Consider the following 18,610-nt stretch of genomic DNA (forward strand, 5'->3'; position numbering starts at 1 on the left):
GCGGTTATTTATACAGATTAGCCTGCCAATCAATAGCAAGTGCTAGCCCTGTAGCGCGTCTTTAACCATTTTAGAAATCAAAGCAGGATCAGCACGGCCAGCTGTTTTATTCTTCAAAACACCCATGACGCTACCCATATCACGCATAGACGTAGCACCTTGCTCAGCGATTTCAGCATTTACCAATGCCATGATCTCGTCTTGATTCATTTGCTGCGGCATAAACTCGTTGATGATATCAATCTCAAACTGCTCTTTGGTGGCCAAGTCATCACGGCCATTTTCTGTAAAGATAGTTAGTGATTCTTGACGCTGCTTTAGCTGTTTTTGCAAAACTTCTAATACTTGCGCATCATCAAGCTCTGTCTGACGGTCAATCTCGATTTGTTTCACTACTGACTGTACGTTGCGCAGTACTTTGACGCGCTCAAGCTCACGAGCTTTCATTGAAACTTTGATATTATCTGATAACGTCTGTTTAAGTTGGCTCACTGCTATTATCCTTATCGATCTGTTAAATGCTATTCGTTAGAGGTCGTTTGTTAAATTTTTAGAACAAAACCTGCTGATAGTAGTTTTAATAAAAAATTATGTCAGCAGTAATAACAAAAATTGTAGCATAAAAAACGCCACTGATATCGATTGATAACAGTGGCGTTAGTGTAGCGCTTGTACTTAACTAATCAGATTACTGATTAGTACATACGAGTGGTACGAATAGTTTCGCGTTGTAACTTCTTCTTATAACGCTTTACGGCAGCAGCTTTTTTACGCTTACGTACTTGCGTTGGTTTTTCATAAAACTCACGCTTACGTACGTCTGATAATACACCAGCTTTTTCACAAGCACGTTTGAAACGACGGATAGCGATATCAACTGGTTCGTTTTCTTTAACCTTAACTGCAGGCATGAAGACTCCTCGATTAGGATGAGATATAAGGGCATTAGTTTGGCTGTGTATTAGTATTTAGCCGTAATATCTCAAGATTACAGGCATCAGCTCAAACTAGGACAATTCTCACGCATTAGCGTAAGGGCAGGTATTTTAATAAAAAATACCAACAAAGTCAATGATTTTAAGCATTTATTGCTGATAAGGTGTTCAATTAGATAGCTATTTGAATTTGGCTCTCAAACTATGAATTCGACATATATACAACGCTTTATCAATAAAAAATCCCTACCGTCTATAACGGTTTGATTGGAGTTTATGCTATGATAATTCCCATATTATAGGGTCTATTGAACTTTCAAATATTAGGGCTGCTGATGGCTAAAGTTACCCCAAACTAGGCGAAAACCGACGATAATGTCGAGACCTTAGCTAGGTTTTCAACAACGGTTGGGGTAATTTTAGCATCAGCCTTTCAGGGCAGTACTCTTTTTTGTCAATATATGGCGAAATAGTTTAACCTAGAATGACTAGGCTTCAGCAATTTCACTGCATATTGTCTAAAAAATAGTGACTGCCAGCACCACATTTGAAAGTTCAATAGACCCTAGTAAGCCTATGAACCGTTTTGTGTGTATTTTATTGAGGATGTTGGAATGAAAAAAACAGTATTTAACACGGCATTAAGCACCGCACTTATCGTAACTTTAGGTGTGAGCGTGAGCGCTTGTAGTGGCGGCGAAGAGCATGAAGAAGTAATGGCAATCGATCGCGTTGACGAAGCTGCTGAACTTGCCATTAAAAATGCGCCACCAGCTGAAGAAATGGAATTCCCAGAGACAGCACCGATGCCAGCGGCTGATGCTGCGGGTACAGAAGCTGACGGTACAGCTACTGCCGAAGCAGGAACGGCTGACGCTGATACAGCAGAAGCAGCAGCTACTGACAGCACTGATATGGCGGCTACTGACGATACAGCTGCAGCTACTGCTGAGTAATTTAGTGCTGAATTGACCATTAGCTCAATTGACTATTAAACAGTCGTTGGTCGTATACGTAAGTACTTTAAGCTGATATAACGCATCACTAATTGATTGCAGACTGACTAAGTAAGGGTAAAACCATGATTGATATACAACTGTATATGAACAAGCTGAAGTTGTCTGTGATCGGCATGAGCGTGGTATTTACTGTGAGTGCTTGTAGCGGTGATAACACAGCCACTGAAGAGTCTACAGCAGCCAATGAGCCTGTTACCGCTATAGAAGAGACAGCTGTAGCAGAAACCGAAGGCACGACGCCTGAGTCTGTGGTTGATCCAGAATCAGAATCAGAAGCAGCAACAGAGTCTGCCGACATAGTAGATGACGCAGTAGCAACACCTGAAACTGATTCTGAAGCGTTGGCCGCAGATGCAGGTGCTAAACTGTATGAATCAAACTGTCAGGTTTGTCATGCTGCAGGTTTACTCGATGCGCCAAAGTATGGTGATACAGCGGCTTGGACAGCTCGTCTAACTAAAGACAAAGAAACGCTGTATATGCACTCGGCTAAAGGCTTTAATAAAATGCCAGCGCAAGCGGTAAATGGTGTGACCGAAGCACAAGTTAAAGCGGCTGTTGATTATATGCTAGCGTCGGTAAGCTGATACGCTATATTAGAGTATGTCAGCTATTGAAATTTGCTAAACTGGCCGTCATTGTGACTGACAATGACGGTTTTTTTATGCACGTTTTTTGTCACGCCAGTCTCATAATATATAGCTGTATCAAGCGAATTTGAGATAGTGTGTGACTGGCTGTATTCGTTATCCAATCTCTCAAAATGATGTAAGATAAAAGTGCGACAAAAATAGCACGAAAACGAAAGTATAAAGGCAAAAGTATGAAAGTATTGGGCTTAGAGACCTCTTGTGATGAGACGGGGCTAGCGATTTTTGATAGTGAGCAAATAAATAGCGACAACCAAGGTTTGGTCGGGCAAGTACTGTACTCTCAGATTGAGCTGCACGCACTTTATGGTGGCGTTGTGCCTGAGCTTGCTAGCCGCGATCATATTCGTAAGCTCGTGCCGTTATTGAATGAGCTGCTAGAGCAATGCGATATGAAAAAAAGCGACATCGATGCGATTGCCTATACTAAAGGACCTGGTCTTATTGGTGCATTGATGACAGGCGCACTGTTTGGTCGTAGCTTGGCATATGGTTTGGATATTCCAGCGATTGGTATCCATCATATGGAAGGGCATCTTTTGGCGCCGCTTATGGGCGCGAACCCTCCGGCATTTCCTTTTGTCTCGCTACTAGTATCTGGTGGGCACACGTTACTTATTGCTGCTCACGGTGTTGGACAATATGAGATATTGGGCGAGTCGATAGATGATGCGGCGGGTGAGTGCTTTGATAAAGCGGCTAAAATGCTAGGCCTGCCTTATCCTGGCGGCCCTAATATTGCCAAACTAGCAGAAACTGGTAATCCTGACGCTTACGCACTCCCAAGACCAATGCTACATCGGGGTCTAGACTTCTCGTTTAGTGGTATGAAAACTGCCGTACATAATCTGATTAAAGACACGCCACTGTCAGGCGGTTCTGGTCATAAATCTGACAGCGATCCACAGGTTCGTGCTGATATTGCCGCCAGTTTTCAGCATGCAGTAGTCGACACGCTAGTGAAGAAATGTGTTAAAGCACTCAAGCAAGCAGATATGAGCCGTTTGGTAATTGCAGGTGGGGTTAGTGCCAATACTCATCTGCGTGAGATGTTAGAAGCGGAACTGGCTAAAATTAATGCGACGGTTCATTATGCACCGCCTGCGCTATGTACGGATAATGGCGCGATGATTGCTTACGCAGGTTTTGAGCGCTTGCAAGCTGGACAGTCTGATGATTTGGCTGTTAGCTGTATTCCGCGTTGGCCGATGACAGAATTGCCAGCCGTATAAATGAGCATTTGGTCCAACACGTTTATATGAATTAAGGATAGTTTATGCAGTGGCTTGCTATCGGTTTGGGCGCAGCATTCGGTGCTTGTCTGCGAGCTTGGTTATCGCGTTTTAATGCTCTACATGGTTGGGTGCCGCTCGGTACTTTGAGCGCTAATATCTTGGGTGGACTGCTGATAGGGCTGGCGCTAGTGTGGTTTGAGCGTATGGGTAGCAACTTGTCCGATCACGTGCGCGTGTTTGTGATTACCGGATTTTTGGGTGGATTGACGACTTTTAGTACGTTTAGTGCAGAGGTATTTGGCTTTATCCATGACGGGCGGCTGCTGGCAGGCTTAGCGCTCATCGGTTTGCATGTTGGGCTGACTTTACTGGCAACCGCGCTGGGTTTTTATTTCTTTAAGCTAGTTTTGTAGGCGTTGATAGATATTAATCGTTTAAGAGTCTGTTATAAGTGGTTCCATTATATCAGTCTGTTTTAAGTGGTCTGTTAATAGGTTTGAAGAGTGAAATAGCTGGTTCCGTTGGGGTATACCTATTTTCAATCATTTCTCTTACAATTTTTTTACTCACCTGAATAATTTTCAAGCATTTGTATTAATTCTTGAAAATCAGGATGATCACCTCGAAAACCTTTAATTGCTTCAAGTAAGTAATCTTTTCCATTATAGTAGTTAACATCCCCACCATTTTTTAACATCAGTTCTAGTACATCTAACCTATCAGGCATCAGCAAAGTCATTCTCAGAGGTATAAGTTTATCTCTATTAGGAATGTTTGGATCTGCCCCTGCTTCTAATAAGGCAATAGCGGCTTCTGCATTTTCTCCTCGCATTGCATAGTGCAATGGTGTCATGCCATAACTGTCTTGAGCATTGATTGGAACACCTTTTTCTATAAAAAACTCAATAGTTTTTTTCGGTGGTTCTTTTGGGTTAAATCCCATTGAGAGCTGATGTAGCCAGTTCCATTTATCAGTTGGAGATGTTTCAAAGTAATCCATATTGTTACTTTCGAATAATTCAGAAGCTTCTTTTATCAGGCCTTCTTTAAAAAGCCTGAAAACTTTCATTCGTAGTTTTTTGTATTCATTCATAATTATTTTTCTTTGCTTCTACTGCTATCAAGAAAATCTTGCATTTCATCTGTTAGTTCTTGTGGAATATCTTTGCCTTCCATCTCATCAGTATGACTAATATTAAGCTATGCTATCAATTCCTTAGTCATTGAAGTTATTTCTAGCACTAGAAGTTAGATGCCTGTATAGCGCACCGAACACAATTTTTTGAATATTCACTTTAGGAGTTATATCTGACTATGATGATGTCCATAAAACTCTATTTTTGAGTGCAGTTCACTGGAGGAGGTATCACTCTAGAATCTAAAAACTTGACTACTTTATCGGGCAATAGAAACTTATAATACTCATTAAAAAAGTGTGGCATGTTCGTATAATGGGAATACCTTTCAAATACAGTATCCCATCCATTTTGACCTATTTTACTTTTAATGTAGTCCTTTCTATCTAAAATAGGGGTTTTATAGCCAATGATTTGTAAGGGTAAGTCATAGTCTATCAGCGCAAACACTTTCTTTTCATTATCAAATATAAGAAACGGTGTATTTAAGTGTGGTGATGAAAAATTCCAAATTATTTCCTCGTTTGTGTGAAAGCACTCACCAAAACAACCAAAACTGGCATCGGTTGATGCTATAAAGATAGCACACTTCAAGTTATCATTAATTAATTGAGCTATTATAGTTTCAGGTACTAAACCTTCCTCTATTTCTTCTCCTAGCTCATAGGGAATACAAAAGTAATGGTAGCTATGAGTTAGCCTAGGCTTCATAGCATCGATCCCCACTATCCCTTTAGACCCTGTAATTAATAGATCATTAAATGGGTGAGTATTTGCTTCATCTACGGTTAATAACCGTCCACCAACTTCGCTTAGATATTTTCTTTCTTGCACCCAAAACTTGCTGAAATACTCTTGGTCGCTATCTTTTAAATAAAATGTCATTGCAGCTGTCCTGGTTGTCACAATTATCAAGGGTAATTTGATGTGCCCACGAAAAGCTCACTGCATGTACACCATGAAGTACACCGTGACTATTTCATCGAGTTAAAACGTTGATATCATTAGCCGACAGCCTATTGTTCAAGTCCTCACTAGGGAACCATCATTTTCCCCAACGCCTATCATAACGTAAGAAAGCGAACGATATTTTATAACCAAAAAATGTAATGAACAGTGGAGTATTAAACTGGCTTCACTATCCCTTCCAATAAACTGGCAAATCCCTGCATATACGCCGTATCTTTACTTGAGGTACGCGTCGCGGCATACAGCTGACAATGCACACCCTTTCCTAGTGGTCGTGATACGACCCAGCCTTTCCTCTCATATTCAGCAACCACCCAATCAGGTAATGCTGCGACACCGCGCTCACTGGCGACCAGCTGGATTAGCATCGCTGTCAGCTCTGTAGTACGAACACTCTCAAAGCTTACTTGTGCTGGCGTCATAAAATTGGCAATGATGTCGAGGCGTTTGGCCTCTACGGGATAGGCAATCAATGTCTCATTGATCAAATCATCAGGTTCAATAAGTTTTTGAGCAGCTAAATCATGCGTTGGTGAAAGTACCAAACGACTCTCATATTCAAATAATGGCTGATAGCTGATACCGTCGAGCGGTAAATCACTGGTAGTAATAAGCAGATCAATATCACCTTCCATAAGTAAATGATGCGGCTCAGGTTCAAACCCTGTGGCAAAGTCTAGCTCAACATCCGACCATTCACGGCGATAGTGGTTAAGTATTGGCATGAGCCAATCAAAGCAGCTGTGGCACTCTGATGCTAGGCGCAACCTGCCTGCTTGACCATGCGCTAAGCGTTTAAGGTTGGATTTGGTACGAGTTACTTGCGGTAAGATATTGTCTGCTAACGCCAATACTGCTTTACCAGCTGGCGTAAAACTAAGCGGTCGCGTCCGACGATTGACCAAGCTGATGTCGTAGTAGTTCTCAAGCTCTTTTAATTGATGCGAAACGGCTGAGGCAGTAACGTGTAGCTCATCCGCCGCTGCTGCAAGTGAACCATGCGCCCGTAGCGCGGTTAACGTATTAAGATGACGTAGCTCAAGCATAATATAACCTAACCGCTAAGGTGAGAAAAATTCATTATAGTCAATATAGCGCTGACTTTCACTCATAGTCCGGTATTAATGGTCAGTTAATAAGCAATTAGTTAGCAATTAACATCTAGCGCTTGCGTAACAGTAACTGTGAGATAACGATCAATACTAGCGAAGCAAACAGTAATAACGTACCAATGGCGTTGACTTCTGGTTTGAGTCCTACGCGCACCATAGAATAAATGCGCAGCGGTAAAATCTCATAGCTAGGTCCTGTGACAAAGGTCGACACTACCACATCATCTAGCGATAAGGTAAATGCCAGCAACCAACCTGCCATGACGGCTGGCAAGATAACAGGAATCAATACTGTACGCACCATGGTTGATTCGTTAGCACCCAAATCACGTGCCGCTTCCATTAGACGCTCATCTAAACTACTCAAACGTGCAAAGACAGTAATCACAACAAAAGGTAGGCAAAAAGTAATGTGCGCCAATAGCAATGAGACAAAGCCTAGTTGCAAACCAATCAGTAAGAACAATGCTAGCAATGAGATAGCGAGTACAATCTCAGGCGACATCATCAGGACAAATAGCAGTCCATTTAATAAGCCTTTACCACGAAAATTATAACGATGTAAGGCTAGGGCAGTGAGTGTGCCTATCAAAGTCGAGACAGTGGCCGCCACCAATCCCAAGACAATAGAATGCCAAAATGCATCGAGCATCGCTTGGTTATTGAATAGTGATTCGTACCACTTTAAGCTAAAACCGCCCCAGTTATAGCCAATTTTTGATTTGTTAAAGGACATCACCACCAAGACAATGATGGGCAGATACAACAAGACATAAATCAGTCCGAGATAGCCTTTGGCAGCGATATGACCAATCTTAAGCGGACGAGTTTTGTTGTTCGGTGAGCTGTAAGACATTAGGCCACCTCGTTAAAGTCAGTCTTGCCAATGCGGCGGCTACTGGCACGGTAAGCAAGTAATAATACTGCCATAGCCAATGTCAACAATACGCTAGCTGCTGCGCCAAAGGGCCAATCACGCGCATCCAAAAATTGGTTTTTGATGATATTACCAACCAATAAGTTACGAGAACCACCCAAGATATCCGCCACATAAAACATGCCCATTGCAGGCAATAGCACAAGCAGTACACCAGAAATAATCCCCGGTGTCGTTAATGGCAGTACTACATGCCAAAAGGTCTGTGTTTTAGTGGCACCCAAATCCTGCGAGGCCAGTAGCATGTCATTGCGTAAGTCAGTAAATACGGCATATAGTGGTAGGACCATAAATGGAAATAGTAAATACGTCAGACCAGCTATCACTGCGCCTTGGGTATATAAAATATCGATTGGCGTATCGATTACACCGATGGCTAATAGTAATTTATTAATCAAACCATTATTGGCAAATAGTAATTTGAGCGCATACGTCCGTACCAAAGAGTTGGTCCAAAAGGGCAGTATCAGTAGTAGCATCAGCAGCGGCTGCCAGCGCACTTTTGCTTTGGAAATCAGCCATGCAAAAGGGTAGCCCAGCAGCAAGCAGATAACCGTTGTGATACCTGCCATCCATAATGAGTGGACAAATACCTCAAAATATAAGGGGTCAATCATCCGCACATAACTGTCGATACTGACAGGCAAGCTGATAAAGGCACTGCTATCACGGGTTAAAAAACTGACAGCGATGACTAGGGTATTTGGTAATAGTGCAAATATCAGTAGCCAACCCCAAATTAGCCAAAGCGTAGCGGTACGAAATGAACTTTTACTGCCTAAGTGGTTGCGGGCCATCAGCTACCATCCTTTTGTACAGTCGTGTTTTTCATAGTGTCAGGATCTTCTGGCAATACCCATTCCCAGCCATCTACCCATGAGACTTTGACGCCTTCATTTAGTTTGTAATCAAAGCTCGGATCATCCTCATCAAAAAATTCAGAGGCTTTAATGATATGACCATTTGCCAGTTCGATAATCGAGTCTAAGGTGCTACCTTTATAGTTACTCTCGATGACACGGCCCAACAGTCCACTATGTTCATTGTCTTTTGGATCATATATTCGTAAGTCTTCGGGGCGAAGTAGTAAATTGACGATATCGCCCACTTGTACGTCATTGGCAAAATTGGGACGACGTAAGTTGCGTAAGGTGGTTGGCCCTTCTTGTGCCTGTGCTTCACAGACTTCGACCTCGATACGTCCGTTGGTCACTTTGCCATCGCGATCTGGCTGGTCTGGATAAACCCCTTTGACTTCAGCTCTAAATAAATTAGTCTCGCCGATGAATTTAGCAGTAAATAAATTGGCAGGGGTTTCATAAATTTCGATAGGCGTACCGATTTGCTGGAACGTACCGTCTTTCATCACCGCAATACGGTCTGACATCGACAGCGCTTCTTCTTGGTCATGAGTCACGAAAACGAAGGTAATACCTAGCTCACGTTGCAGACGTTTTAGCTCAGATTGCATTTGCAGGCGTAGTTTATGATCGAGCGCGGATAACGGTTCATCAAGCAATAGTAATTTAGGACGGTTAATCACCGCGCGTGCAATCGCAACTCGCTGCTGCTGACCACCAGACAAATCTTGCGGCTTACGGTTGGCCAAATGCTCTAGCTGTACCATCGCTAGCATCTCACTGACGCGTCTTTGGATTTCATCTTTTGGAACTTTTTTCAGCTTTAGGCCATATGCTACGTTTTGGGCGACGCTCATATGAGGAAACAACGCATACTGCTGAAATACGGTATTCACTGGACGTTTATCAGCGGACAAGCCTGCCATCTGTACGCCATCCAAATATATCGCCCCAGCGTTCGGCTGCTCAAAGCCTGCAATCAAGCGTAATAATGTCGTCTTACCACAGCCTGATGGACCAAGTAACGTCAGAAACTCACCATGCTTGATATCAAGGTTGATGTCTTTTAGGACTTCAGTTTGATCATAGGTTTTTTTTAGACCAGTCAGTTGTAGCAGCACCTGATCATCATGAGGTGACGCAGAGGTGTTATGCGTATTTTGAGATAAATCGGTCATAATATCTGTTCCTAAGCGTCCAATAGCTATATGCAGCTGGCTGTCATTATAGGGATTGGCATGAGCGTAAGCGCGGTCTGAATGCTGGCTGAGTGCTGCGTATTATAACAAACCCTTGATATAATTCAGTGCAAGTTCGTTATAAGTTACGCGAGTCATACTATCGTAGCAGCGATATATACAGCTGTATTTTTAGATGTGACTACATTCACCTAGCGATATTTAGACAAATTTTTTTACCGTTTTTTGGTTTTTATTCCTATACAATCACGTTATGGTTGACAAACATGATTAGCCTGATAGTTTGGCGATAATTAGCCAATCTGTGCTTGAATATATGTATGCAAAACAGCTTATAACTCTAATATTATTGATGATAAAGGATCTCTCATGCCTACCGATATACGTCCAACCACAGGTCAAGAAGCGCTTGAGCTTTTAAAAGCAGGTAATGCACGCTACGTTGATAGCCTCACCAGTACCGATGAGTATATGCAGCGCCGTCCAGAGTTGGTCAAGGATCAAAATCCATTGGCCATTATTTTGGGTTGCTCAGATGCACGAGTACCAGTTGAGATTGTTTTTGATCAAGGTTTGGGAGATTTGTTTGTTATACGAGTTGCGGGTAACGTCGTTGCACCATCGCAGATTGGTTCAATCGAGTTTGCAGCCGAAGCCTTTGGTACGCAATTGGTAGTGGTACTTGGACATTCAAAATGCGGCGCTGTCACGGCTTGCGTTGAGACATTGATTAACCCTGAGCAGAATTATTCACCTAACTTGCAATCTATTGTTGATCGTATTCGCCCAAGCGTTTATAACTTGCACGAATTAGCAACTGCCAATGGTCAAGACGTCGATGCAGACGAGCTGGTCGATCGCTCTATCCGCGCTAACGTACGTATGTCAGTCAGTCAGCTAAAACATGGCTCACGTGCATTAGAGGACTTAACCAATAGTGGTCAGCTACTGGTAGTCGGTGCTGAGTATGATCTCGAGACAGGAAAAGTGCGTTTTTTAGATAGCTAATCAGTCTTAGGTAGATTCAGATAACTAGCTAGTTAGGGCATAAAGACGAACATACCTTGTTCATATTCTTACAAAACCCTATCAGTTATTTTGCCATTTTTTATTATGATAAGAGAACGACGCAAATTACGACAATCGTGATTTGCGTGTTTTTGCCTTTATTTTTTGAATTATATTAGGATAATTATGTCTACTTCATCTAACAACAATAACGACGCAATAGACCAGCCTGCTAGCAGCGTCAGTACTAATGGTGTTCAGCCAATCTCATCACAGACGACCGGTTTTACTTTTAACCACACCATGCTGCGTGTCAAAGATCCTGTTAAATCGCTAGCGTTTTACACTGGTGTCTTGGGCATGACATTGCTTGCCGTTAAGAAATTCCCTGACATGGAATTCGATTTATATTTCTTGGCTAAGTTGACCGAGAGCGAGCGCGAAAACTTGCCAACTGGCGATGACTTAGAAATCTTTGCTTTCCGTCAACGTGGCATCTTGGAGTTGACGCATAACTACGGCACCGAGACAAAAGCTGATTTTAGCTATCATGATGGCAATCAAGATCCACAAGGCTTTGGTCATATTTGTTTTAGTGTTCCAAGCTTGGATGAAGCAGTTGCTTGGTTTGATAAAAACAACGTCGAATTCAAAAAACGTCCAGAAGATGGCAGCATGAAAAACATTGCCTTTATCAAAGATGTGGACGGCTACTGGATCGAAATCGTACAGGCCGATTTGATGGGCTAATTGTCAGAATGACAGCACCTATTAGTACAGGTGCAGTGCTAAAAATAAATAGAATAAAGGAGTATTACCCAGATGCCTACCTCTGAGGCAGACACGACACTGAGTGCTGAGACAACTGCGCAGTCTACGACGACAGATGGATTAACGTATCAAAGCATTCTTGGTTCGGCAAATGAGATATGGGTTGGTTTTGTTGAACGCATCCCATACTTTGTCGCATCAATTATCGTTATCCTAATTTTTTGGTTCTTATCGATTGTCTTCAAAAAAATCGTTCACAAATTATTAGGCAGTCGTAGTCGGCATCAGAACTTGGTCAAAGTGTTTCAACGGGTAGGCGGGGCGCTTATTTTCTTTATTGGTTTTATGATAGCGATGGTTATTGCGGTACCAGGGTTCACCCCTGCTAAGCTGATTGGCGCGCTCGGTATCGGTTCTGTGGCTATCGGTTTTGCTTTTAAGGATATCTTCCAAAACTTACTCTCTGGTATCTTGCTACTAATTTCAGAGCCGTTTCGTATCGGTGATCAGATTGTTTCAGGCGACTATGAAGGAACAGTCGAAGATATTAAAATCCGTGCAACCACCATCAGAACTTATGATGGCAGGCAAGTGGTGATTCCAAATTCAGATCTTTATACTTCAGCATTGACCGTCAATACCGCTTACAAGCAGCGCCGTCTGCAAGTCGCAGTTGGTATTGGTTATGAAGATGATATTGAAGCGGCCAAAGCTGAGATTATAAAAGCATTAGATAAGATAGAAAGCGTCTCGAAGAAAGCAACGCCAAGCGTGATTGCTACTGGTTTTGGTGGTTCGTCCATTGATCTAATGGTACGCTGGTTTATCGAAGATGGTACGCAAGCCAATAAGGTTGCCTCGATTCATCAAGTAATTGTAGGTATCAAAAACTCGTTGGATGCAGCGGGCGTAAACATTCCATTCCCAATACGTACGATCGATTTGAGTGACCCTTCAGTAAGTGCAATCGTTAATAAAATGAACGAGCAGCAAGACGTTATGGACGTGAATAAAACAGTGGCAGAGTAGCGCGCTCGGTGAAATATTCATTTAGTGTTAAAACTTTGATTTCCACAATATTTAAAAAACTAAAAAACCGCCACATCAATTGATATGGCGGTTTTTTATACGTGTCTACTTGCTATAAATATAAAAGCTTTATTCGTCTTTTGCTCTAAAGTCGGTATGGCATGATTTACAGCTTGCACCAACTTGTCCAAAGGCAGGTTTAACATCGTCCATGCTAGTGGCGTTTTGGGCGGCAGCATTTAGCTCAGCAGTGACTTTTTGAAAGTTTTCAGCTTCAGCACTGAAGCCATCAGCATTAGACCAAACCGCTTCGGTAGCATTACCTACCGCTTCAGGGTCTTCAAAATGACTCCAAGGCTTGGCGGCATCTTCTGCCAAGAACGCCGCTTGCTCTTTAAATACATCGGCATCAAATGTATCAGGTGCTTTTGCCATATCACCCATGACGCCCATTGCATCGCCCCAGTTTTTCATGGTGTCTTGACGCGCTTGCACGTCAGGGTTAGATCCTGTTGAAGTGCTACAGGCCGTTAGACCCAGTGCAGCCGCCATCAAGGTAACGCTAAACAGAGATTTGAAAGATTTGTTGGTATGAACCTGTGCCATATGACTTACTCCTTTAAACTTGGCTAATAGTAAGCGCGATTACAAACGCTCGCTTCGTCGTAAAATATAGTTATACAAAATACTGCCTAAAATTCTTCTGAGCACAGTTGCTAATAAAGAATGTCTTCTATTGTAACGGTTATCTGGGCGATGGGAATTATATAGTTGTTATATCCTCGTAATATTTTAGATAAGCATAACTTAACTTGGTTATGGTTGGTTGCAGTGATTTTATGGTAGTTAAACAACATATTTCTGTACGATAACGACGTGAGAGTAGCTCGTTTGGATAGTACTGACAATAAAAAAGGCCAGCGAATAGTAGCTGACCTTTTTAATATTTGCCAAAAATATGAATGCCGTGATATTTACGAAACTTATAGTGCTAACCAATCACGCGGTTTTAGATAATAATCGGTCAACTCAAATTCAGGCGTTCCTTCAGCAGGCTCAAAGCGATAATGCCAGCTGGCAAGCGGTGGCATACTGACTAGGATGGATTCGATACGTCCGTTACTCTGTAGTCCAAATAGGGTGCCACGATCGTAGACCAGATTGTACTCGACGTAGCGGCCACGGCGATAGAGCTGGAACTCGCGCTGCGCTTCAGTATAAGGCGTATTTTTACGCTGTTCAAAAATCGGCATGATACCGTCAAGATAACCGTTGCCCACGGCTTTCATAAAATTAAAGCAAGTCTCAAAGTCCCAGCCGCGACTCTCAGTACTGACGTCATCATAAAACAGACCACCAATACCGCGCTGCTCATCACGATGGCGCAGATGGAAATACTCATCACACCACTGTTTGAAATCAGCGTAGATATTGTCCCCAAAAGGCGCACATAGATCATGACAGACTTGATGCCAGTGTACACAATCAGCGAGTACTGGATAGAATGGCGTTAAGTCAAAACCACCGCCAAACCACCAAATAGGTGCTTCACCTTCCGCTTCCGCTACGAATAAACGCACATTGGCATGGCTCGTAGGCACGTTTGGATTTCTGGGATGGACAACCAGAGACACGCCCATTGCTTGGGCTTTACGCCCAGCGATATTAGGGTGACGCGCGGTCGCAGAGGCAGGTAGGTTGTGTACATGAATATGGCTGAACATGACGCCCGCTTTTTCGATGACCTCGCCATCTGCCAATACACACGATCGACCGCCGCCGCCTTCAGGACGTTCCCAGTCATCAGGTACAAAGGTCGCATATTCGTTGTCGTTAGTGCTGCCGTCACGCTCTTGTGCTTCTAGCGATTCACAGATACGTGCTTGTAAATCAACCAAAAACTCACGCACTCGCATGATGTCGTTATTGGTTGGCGTCGTCACGGACGCTACCGTTGATAAGTCTGTTTCGTTATTTGTATTTGTAATACTCATAAGATATCTATTTATTCAGGTGTATGGCGGTATTAAGGTCTGTATCGAGAGAAGCGTCTATATCAAGATTGATATTTTTATCAAACAAGTGGCCCATGCGATCACGTTTGGTTGCTAGATATTCAGCATTCATATCATTGACACCGACCAACAATGGCACCCGTTCGACAACATCAATACCATGCTCAGTCAGATAAGCGACTTTGTTTGGATTGTTGGTGATGAGCCTGACAGCGTCAACACCGACATGGGCAAGCATCGGACCACACATATCATAGATACGCGCATCGGCAGGCAAGCCTAACATGAGATTAGCATCTAGCGTATCATGTCCTTGATCTTGAAGGGCATACGCACGAATCTTATTGGTCAAACCAATACCGCGACCTTCTTGACGCAAATACAAAATCGCACCGCAACCCGACTCTTGGATGGCTTGCATGGCAGTATTGAGCTGCGGACCGCAGTCACATTTCAATGAGCTAAACGCGTCGCCTGTTAGGCATTCAGAATGAATGCGAATGAGCGGTACTTGCTTCGATACTGATTCATCTTTTTGGCTCAATATCTTGTCGTTTGAGTGTTGAATAGCCACATCATCTGTCTGTTGATCGACCACAGCTAGACCAACGGTCAGCATGACATGCTCTTGACCTTCGCTATTTTCAAAGATATGAATATCAAACTCGCCGTGACGAGTGGGTAATTTGGCACTAGTGATAAATTGATATGACATTGCTGTCCTACATAAGCCTAAAGTCGTGGCGGTGAAAAGTATGTTGTTGCTGTTCGAGATGAGCGCTGTTAGAGCCGGTTACTGTTCGAGATAACTACTGTTTTCGAAATAACTATTAGTTGAGATGAGCATGTCACCTAAACTTTACTGCTAAAATTAAGATGATACCAGTATAACCTGTTCATAAAGACAACGTGCTCATTGTATTTTTTATAAAAACACACAAAGTTCACAGACGACGCACGATGATTAAAGCGACAATTAAAAAAAAATGCTATTATGCCATACTATTTTGACGGATACAGTGACAAGTCTTTACCCTTACATTACTATGTCGTCACTAACATCCGCTATTGATGCAAAATAATAGGGCATAATGTCACCCCTCAGTTGTCAATAGTATGAAAGCATCAATATTTTGATATCAAAACGTTGGTATTGACGCGCAGTCTATTGAGCTAGCGTGTGTACTGTCGTAAGTAGCGCAGCTATACAAATACGAAAGTTGCATGAATAATTATATGGTCGATTACATCAATAATGATGTAGGTATTATTGACGTCTTTTGATTATAGTCATCGCTATATTTTAAAGACACGTCTTGTCAGCAGATTGGTAGGTATCGTACGGTTTATGCAGCAGTCACCTCATTCTCCAAAGTCTCAGTCCCTATCTACATCAGTGCTGGATTCTGCTGCTCAGCTATCGAGCTTACAGCAGACCTATACTGTGATTCCACGTGTGCGTCCTCATACGCCATTGCTTGATGCAATTGATACACCCACTGACCTCAGCACGCTTTCGGCTGCCAAGCTTATTACGTTGGCTGATGAATTGCGCCTTTTTCTATTGTATTCAGCTGGTCAAAGCGGTGGGCATTTTGGTGCCAATTTGGGCGTGGTTGAGCTGACCATAGTATTGCATTATTTGTTAGAGACGCCGCAAGACCAAATTGTCTGGGATGTAGGTCATCAAGCCTATGCTCATAAAGTACTGACAGGTCGCCGTGAGCAGCTAGGTACTATCAGATCTAAAGACGGTTTGACAGCATTTCCTGAGCGCGCAGAATCTGTCTACGATACATTTGGCGTTGGGCATTCATCGACCTCTATTTCAGCTGGTCTGGGTATGAGTCTCGCACTGCGCTATCAGGGCCGCGAGCAAACGGTTGCTTGCATCATTGGTGATGGTGCGATGACAGGTGGTATGGCATTTGAGGCCATGAATGACGCAGTACAGCAAGATGCTGATTTGTTGGTCATTCTAAACGATAATGATATGTCGATATCTTGCTCTATTGGCGGATTTTCACGACATTTAGCCATGCTTTGGGAATCAGGTTATCAAGTTGATATCTCTGAGTCAGGTGAGCCAGTACTCTGCCACCGTCCTGATATGCAGGCGTTCGATCGCCGCAAACGTCATAAAGAGATGCGCGATGTTCCGCAGCTAGAAGACAACTTATTCAAAGCGATTGGTTTTACCTATTTTGGTCCATTTGATGGACATAATATTCCTGAGCTATTGCGTGTATTGTCATTGGCAAAGCAAGTATCAGGTCCCGTATTGGTGCATATTTATACCACTAAGGGTAAAGGGTTTGCACCCGCAGAATTGGATCCAGTGGGTTATCACGCAATTAGTAAGTTGCCTGTCGAAGATAACGAAGCAAAAACCAACGCAGCTAATACTTCAATAGCAAAGGCTTCAAAAGATAAGCCGGCGTTAAAGTACTCGCAAGTGTTTGGCCAGTTTTTGTGTGATAAAGCGGCCGAAGACGATAAGCTACTAGCTGTCACCCCTGCCATGGAAGAAGGCTCAGGGATGACGGACTTTGCTCGTCACTTTCCAGAGCGTTTCTTTGATGTGGCCATCGCTGAGCAACACGCGGTCACGCTAGCGGCTGGGATGGCAACTCAAGGCGTCAAACCTATTGTCGCGATTTATTCAACGTTCTTGCAGCGTGGATATGATCAGCTGATTCATGACGTGGCCTTACAGAATCTCGATGTGATGTTTGCCATAGATCGAGCGGGCCTAGTCGGTGAAGATGGTGCCACGCATGCTGGCGTGTTTGATTTTGGATTTTTACGTTGTGTGCCTAATATGGTGATTGCAGCGCCAAAAGATGAGAACGAATGCTACCATTTGCTCAATACTTGCTATGAGTATCCAGGCTGTACGGCGGTACGTTATCCGCGTGGTACAGGCACAGGTGCTGATATTAAGCAACCAGCCCAAACTTATAAAGTTGGCAAAGCAGTTGTTGAGTCAGTATTAGGTAAAGCTGATGCACCTTATAAACTAGCCTTATTGGCCTTTGGTACGATGGTAGCCACTGCTCAGCAAGCCGCAGAAAGCTTAATAAATAACGATGCAGTGCCAGAGTGTCAAGTACATGTGGTCAATATGCGCTGGGTAAAACCGCTAGATACAGCAATGCTTGAGACGTTACTGACGCAAGGGGTGACTCATATCGCGACCTTGGAAGAGCACATGATTATGGGCGGTGCAGGTAGTGCAGTGAATGAATATTTACTCAATGGGTCGGCAGCCTTTAAGCAAAGTCGTCCAGCTATTGCTAATATCGGTATTCCTGATCGTTTTATCGCTCATGGCTCCCAAGTAGAGCAGTTAGCTGACTGTGGTTTAGATATCGAAGGCGTGATCAAACAGCTTAAAATACTTTTATCGTAAGCGTTACAATATTATTTTAAGAAATTAATGCGCTAAAAAAGCATGAATTAAAACCGATATAAGCTCCTTAAACAGAGCAAACGCCTGCTAGCCGCAGGTGCTAACTTTTTTACAACTTGCGCAGTTTAGATGATCGCCAAAATACTGGATTGGTCAGCGTGACGGTTTTTTCGTTTTTATCGAACAATTTTAGTATAATGCGGGTGTCTTTTATAAGTTTTCGTTTATAAAAGACACGTTTTTAATCGCATAGATGTGGTGTGATGCGGCGGCTGTTTGGCATGTTGTGGGCACAGAGTTAGTCTTATTTTTTATATTCATTC

At 43.0% G+C, this 18,610-nt stretch carries 19 protein-coding genes; 8 read left to right on the plus strand and 11 right to left on the minus strand.

What is annotated here, in order from left to right:
- Positions 1-42 precede the first annotated feature (42 nt).
- Positions 43-492, minus strand: coding sequence for a GatB/YqeY domain-containing protein (locus B2863_RS08650; protein WP_057758141.1), 450 nt, complete (start codon positions 490-492; stop codon positions 43-45).
- A gap of 203 nt (positions 493-695) precedes the next feature.
- On the minus strand, positions 696-911 hold the full coding sequence (gene rpsU / locus B2863_RS08655; RefSeq protein ID WP_010195908.1) for a 30S ribosomal protein S21: 216 nt from the start codon (positions 909-911) through the stop codon (positions 696-698).
- A gap of 638 nt (positions 912-1,549) precedes the next feature.
- Between rpsU and B2863_RS08660 the strand changes: the two genes are divergently transcribed.
- The 4 genes from B2863_RS08660 to crcB all read left to right on the plus strand — a co-directional run bounded on the left by B2863_RS08660 (position 1,550) and on the right by crcB (position 4,252).
- On the plus strand, positions 1,550-1,891 hold the full coding sequence (locus tag B2863_RS08660) for a hypothetical protein (protein ID WP_296209352.1): 342 nt from the start codon (positions 1,550-1,552) through the stop codon (positions 1,889-1,891).
- A gap of 125 nt (positions 1,892-2,016) precedes the next feature.
- On the plus strand, positions 2,017-2,541 hold the full coding sequence (locus B2863_RS08665; protein WP_296209353.1) for a c-type cytochrome: 525 nt from the start codon (positions 2,017-2,019) through the stop codon (positions 2,539-2,541).
- Between the two features lie 236 nt (positions 2,542-2,777).
- Positions 2,778-3,836 (plus strand): tRNA (adenosine(37)-N6)-threonylcarbamoyltransferase complex transferase subunit TsaD, encoded by a 1,059-nt coding sequence (gene tsaD, locus B2863_RS08670; protein WP_296209354.1) that lies wholly within the window; start codon positions 2,778-2,780, stop codon positions 3,834-3,836.
- Between the two features lie 44 nt (positions 3,837-3,880).
- On the plus strand, positions 3,881-4,252 hold the full coding sequence (gene crcB, locus B2863_RS08675; protein ID WP_102078044.1) for a fluoride efflux transporter CrcB: 372 nt from the start codon (positions 3,881-3,883) through the stop codon (positions 4,250-4,252).
- 149 nt (positions 4,253-4,401) lie between these two features.
- Here crcB and B2863_RS08680 read toward each other — a convergent pair whose 3' ends face one another.
- From B2863_RS08680 to potA, 6 genes are all read right to left on the minus strand, one after another.
- Entirely contained in the window at positions 4,402-4,932 is a 531-nt protein-coding gene (locus B2863_RS08680) for an ankyrin repeat domain-containing protein (RefSeq protein WP_296209355.1), read from the minus strand.
- A gap of 241 nt (positions 4,933-5,173) precedes the next feature.
- Positions 5,174-5,860 carry a hypothetical protein gene (locus B2863_RS08685; protein WP_194363065.1) on the minus strand — a complete coding sequence of 229 codons (687 nt, stop codon included), beginning with the start codon at positions 5,858-5,860 and terminating at the stop codon, positions 5,174-5,176.
- A 239-nt stretch (positions 5,861-6,099) separates the two neighbouring features.
- Positions 6,100-6,990 carry a LysR family transcriptional regulator gene (locus tag B2863_RS08690; protein WP_296209361.1) on the minus strand — a complete coding sequence of 297 codons (891 nt, stop codon included), beginning with the start codon at positions 6,988-6,990 and terminating at the stop codon, positions 6,100-6,102.
- 115 nt (positions 6,991-7,105) lie between these two features.
- On the minus strand, positions 7,106-7,912 hold the full coding sequence (potC, locus tag B2863_RS08695) for a spermidine/putrescine ABC transporter permease PotC (RefSeq protein ID WP_296209365.1): 807 nt from the start codon (positions 7,910-7,912) through the stop codon (positions 7,106-7,108).
- On the minus strand, positions 7,912-8,790 hold the full coding sequence (gene potB / locus B2863_RS08700) for a spermidine/putrescine ABC transporter permease PotB (RefSeq protein WP_296209368.1): 879 nt from the start codon (positions 8,788-8,790) through the stop codon (positions 7,912-7,914). The genes potC and potB overlap by 1 nt, the downstream gene beginning before the upstream one ends.
- Positions 8,790-10,031, minus strand: a complete 1,242-nt coding sequence (gene potA / locus B2863_RS08705) for a spermidine/putrescine ABC transporter ATP-binding protein PotA (protein ID WP_296209371.1) — start codon at positions 10,029-10,031, stop codon at positions 8,790-8,792. Before potA ends, potB begins: the two co-directional genes overlap by 1 nt.
- A gap of 390 nt (positions 10,032-10,421) precedes the next feature.
- On the opposite strand from potA, the gene B2863_RS08710 reads away from it, so the two are divergent.
- The 3 genes from B2863_RS08710 to B2863_RS08720 all read left to right on the plus strand — a co-directional run bounded on the left by B2863_RS08710 (position 10,422) and on the right by B2863_RS08720 (position 12,860).
- Entirely contained in the window at positions 10,422-11,060 is a 639-nt protein-coding gene (locus tag B2863_RS08710; RefSeq protein ID WP_057758161.1) for a carbonic anhydrase, read from the plus strand.
- Between the two features lie 186 nt (positions 11,061-11,246).
- Entirely contained in the window at positions 11,247-11,810 is a 564-nt protein-coding gene (gene gloA, locus B2863_RS08715; RefSeq protein WP_296209373.1) for a lactoylglutathione lyase, read from the plus strand.
- Positions 11,811-11,882: 72 nt separating this feature from the next.
- Complete coding sequence (locus tag B2863_RS08720) at positions 11,883-12,860, plus strand: mechanosensitive ion channel family protein (RefSeq protein ID WP_296209376.1); 978 nt, start codon at positions 11,883-11,885, stop codon at positions 12,858-12,860.
- Positions 12,861-12,989: 129 nt separating this feature from the next.
- Here the strand turns inward: B2863_RS08720 and B2863_RS08725 are convergent, their stop codons facing one another.
- The 3 genes from B2863_RS08725 to ribA all read right to left on the minus strand — a co-directional run bounded on the left by B2863_RS08725 (position 12,990) and on the right by ribA (position 15,590).
- Positions 12,990-13,466: a c-type cytochrome gene (locus B2863_RS08725; RefSeq protein ID WP_057758167.1), complete on the minus strand. Its 477-nt coding sequence runs from the start codon at positions 13,464-13,466 to the stop codon at positions 12,990-12,992.
- Between the two features lie 377 nt (positions 13,467-13,843).
- The gene (hemF, locus tag B2863_RS08730) at positions 13,844-14,854 is read right to left on the minus strand and encodes an oxygen-dependent coproporphyrinogen oxidase (RefSeq protein WP_102078051.1); all 1,011 of its coding nucleotides are present in this window, start codon (positions 14,852-14,854) and stop codon (positions 13,844-13,846) included.
- 7 nt (positions 14,855-14,861) lie between these two features.
- Positions 14,862-15,590 (minus strand): GTP cyclohydrolase II, encoded by a 729-nt coding sequence (gene ribA, locus B2863_RS08735; protein WP_296209381.1) that lies wholly within the window; start codon positions 15,588-15,590, stop codon positions 14,862-14,864.
- Between the two features lie 633 nt (positions 15,591-16,223).
- Between ribA and dxs the strand changes: the two genes are divergently transcribed.
- Entirely contained in the window at positions 16,224-18,287 is a 2,064-nt protein-coding gene (dxs, locus tag B2863_RS08740) for a 1-deoxy-D-xylulose-5-phosphate synthase (RefSeq protein ID WP_296209385.1), read from the plus strand.
- Positions 18,288-18,610: the final 323 nt, after the last annotated feature.

The organism is Psychrobacter sp. UBA3480 (assembly GCF_002377945.1).
Taxonomy (GTDB): domain Bacteria; phylum Pseudomonadota; class Gammaproteobacteria; order Pseudomonadales; family Moraxellaceae; genus Psychrobacter.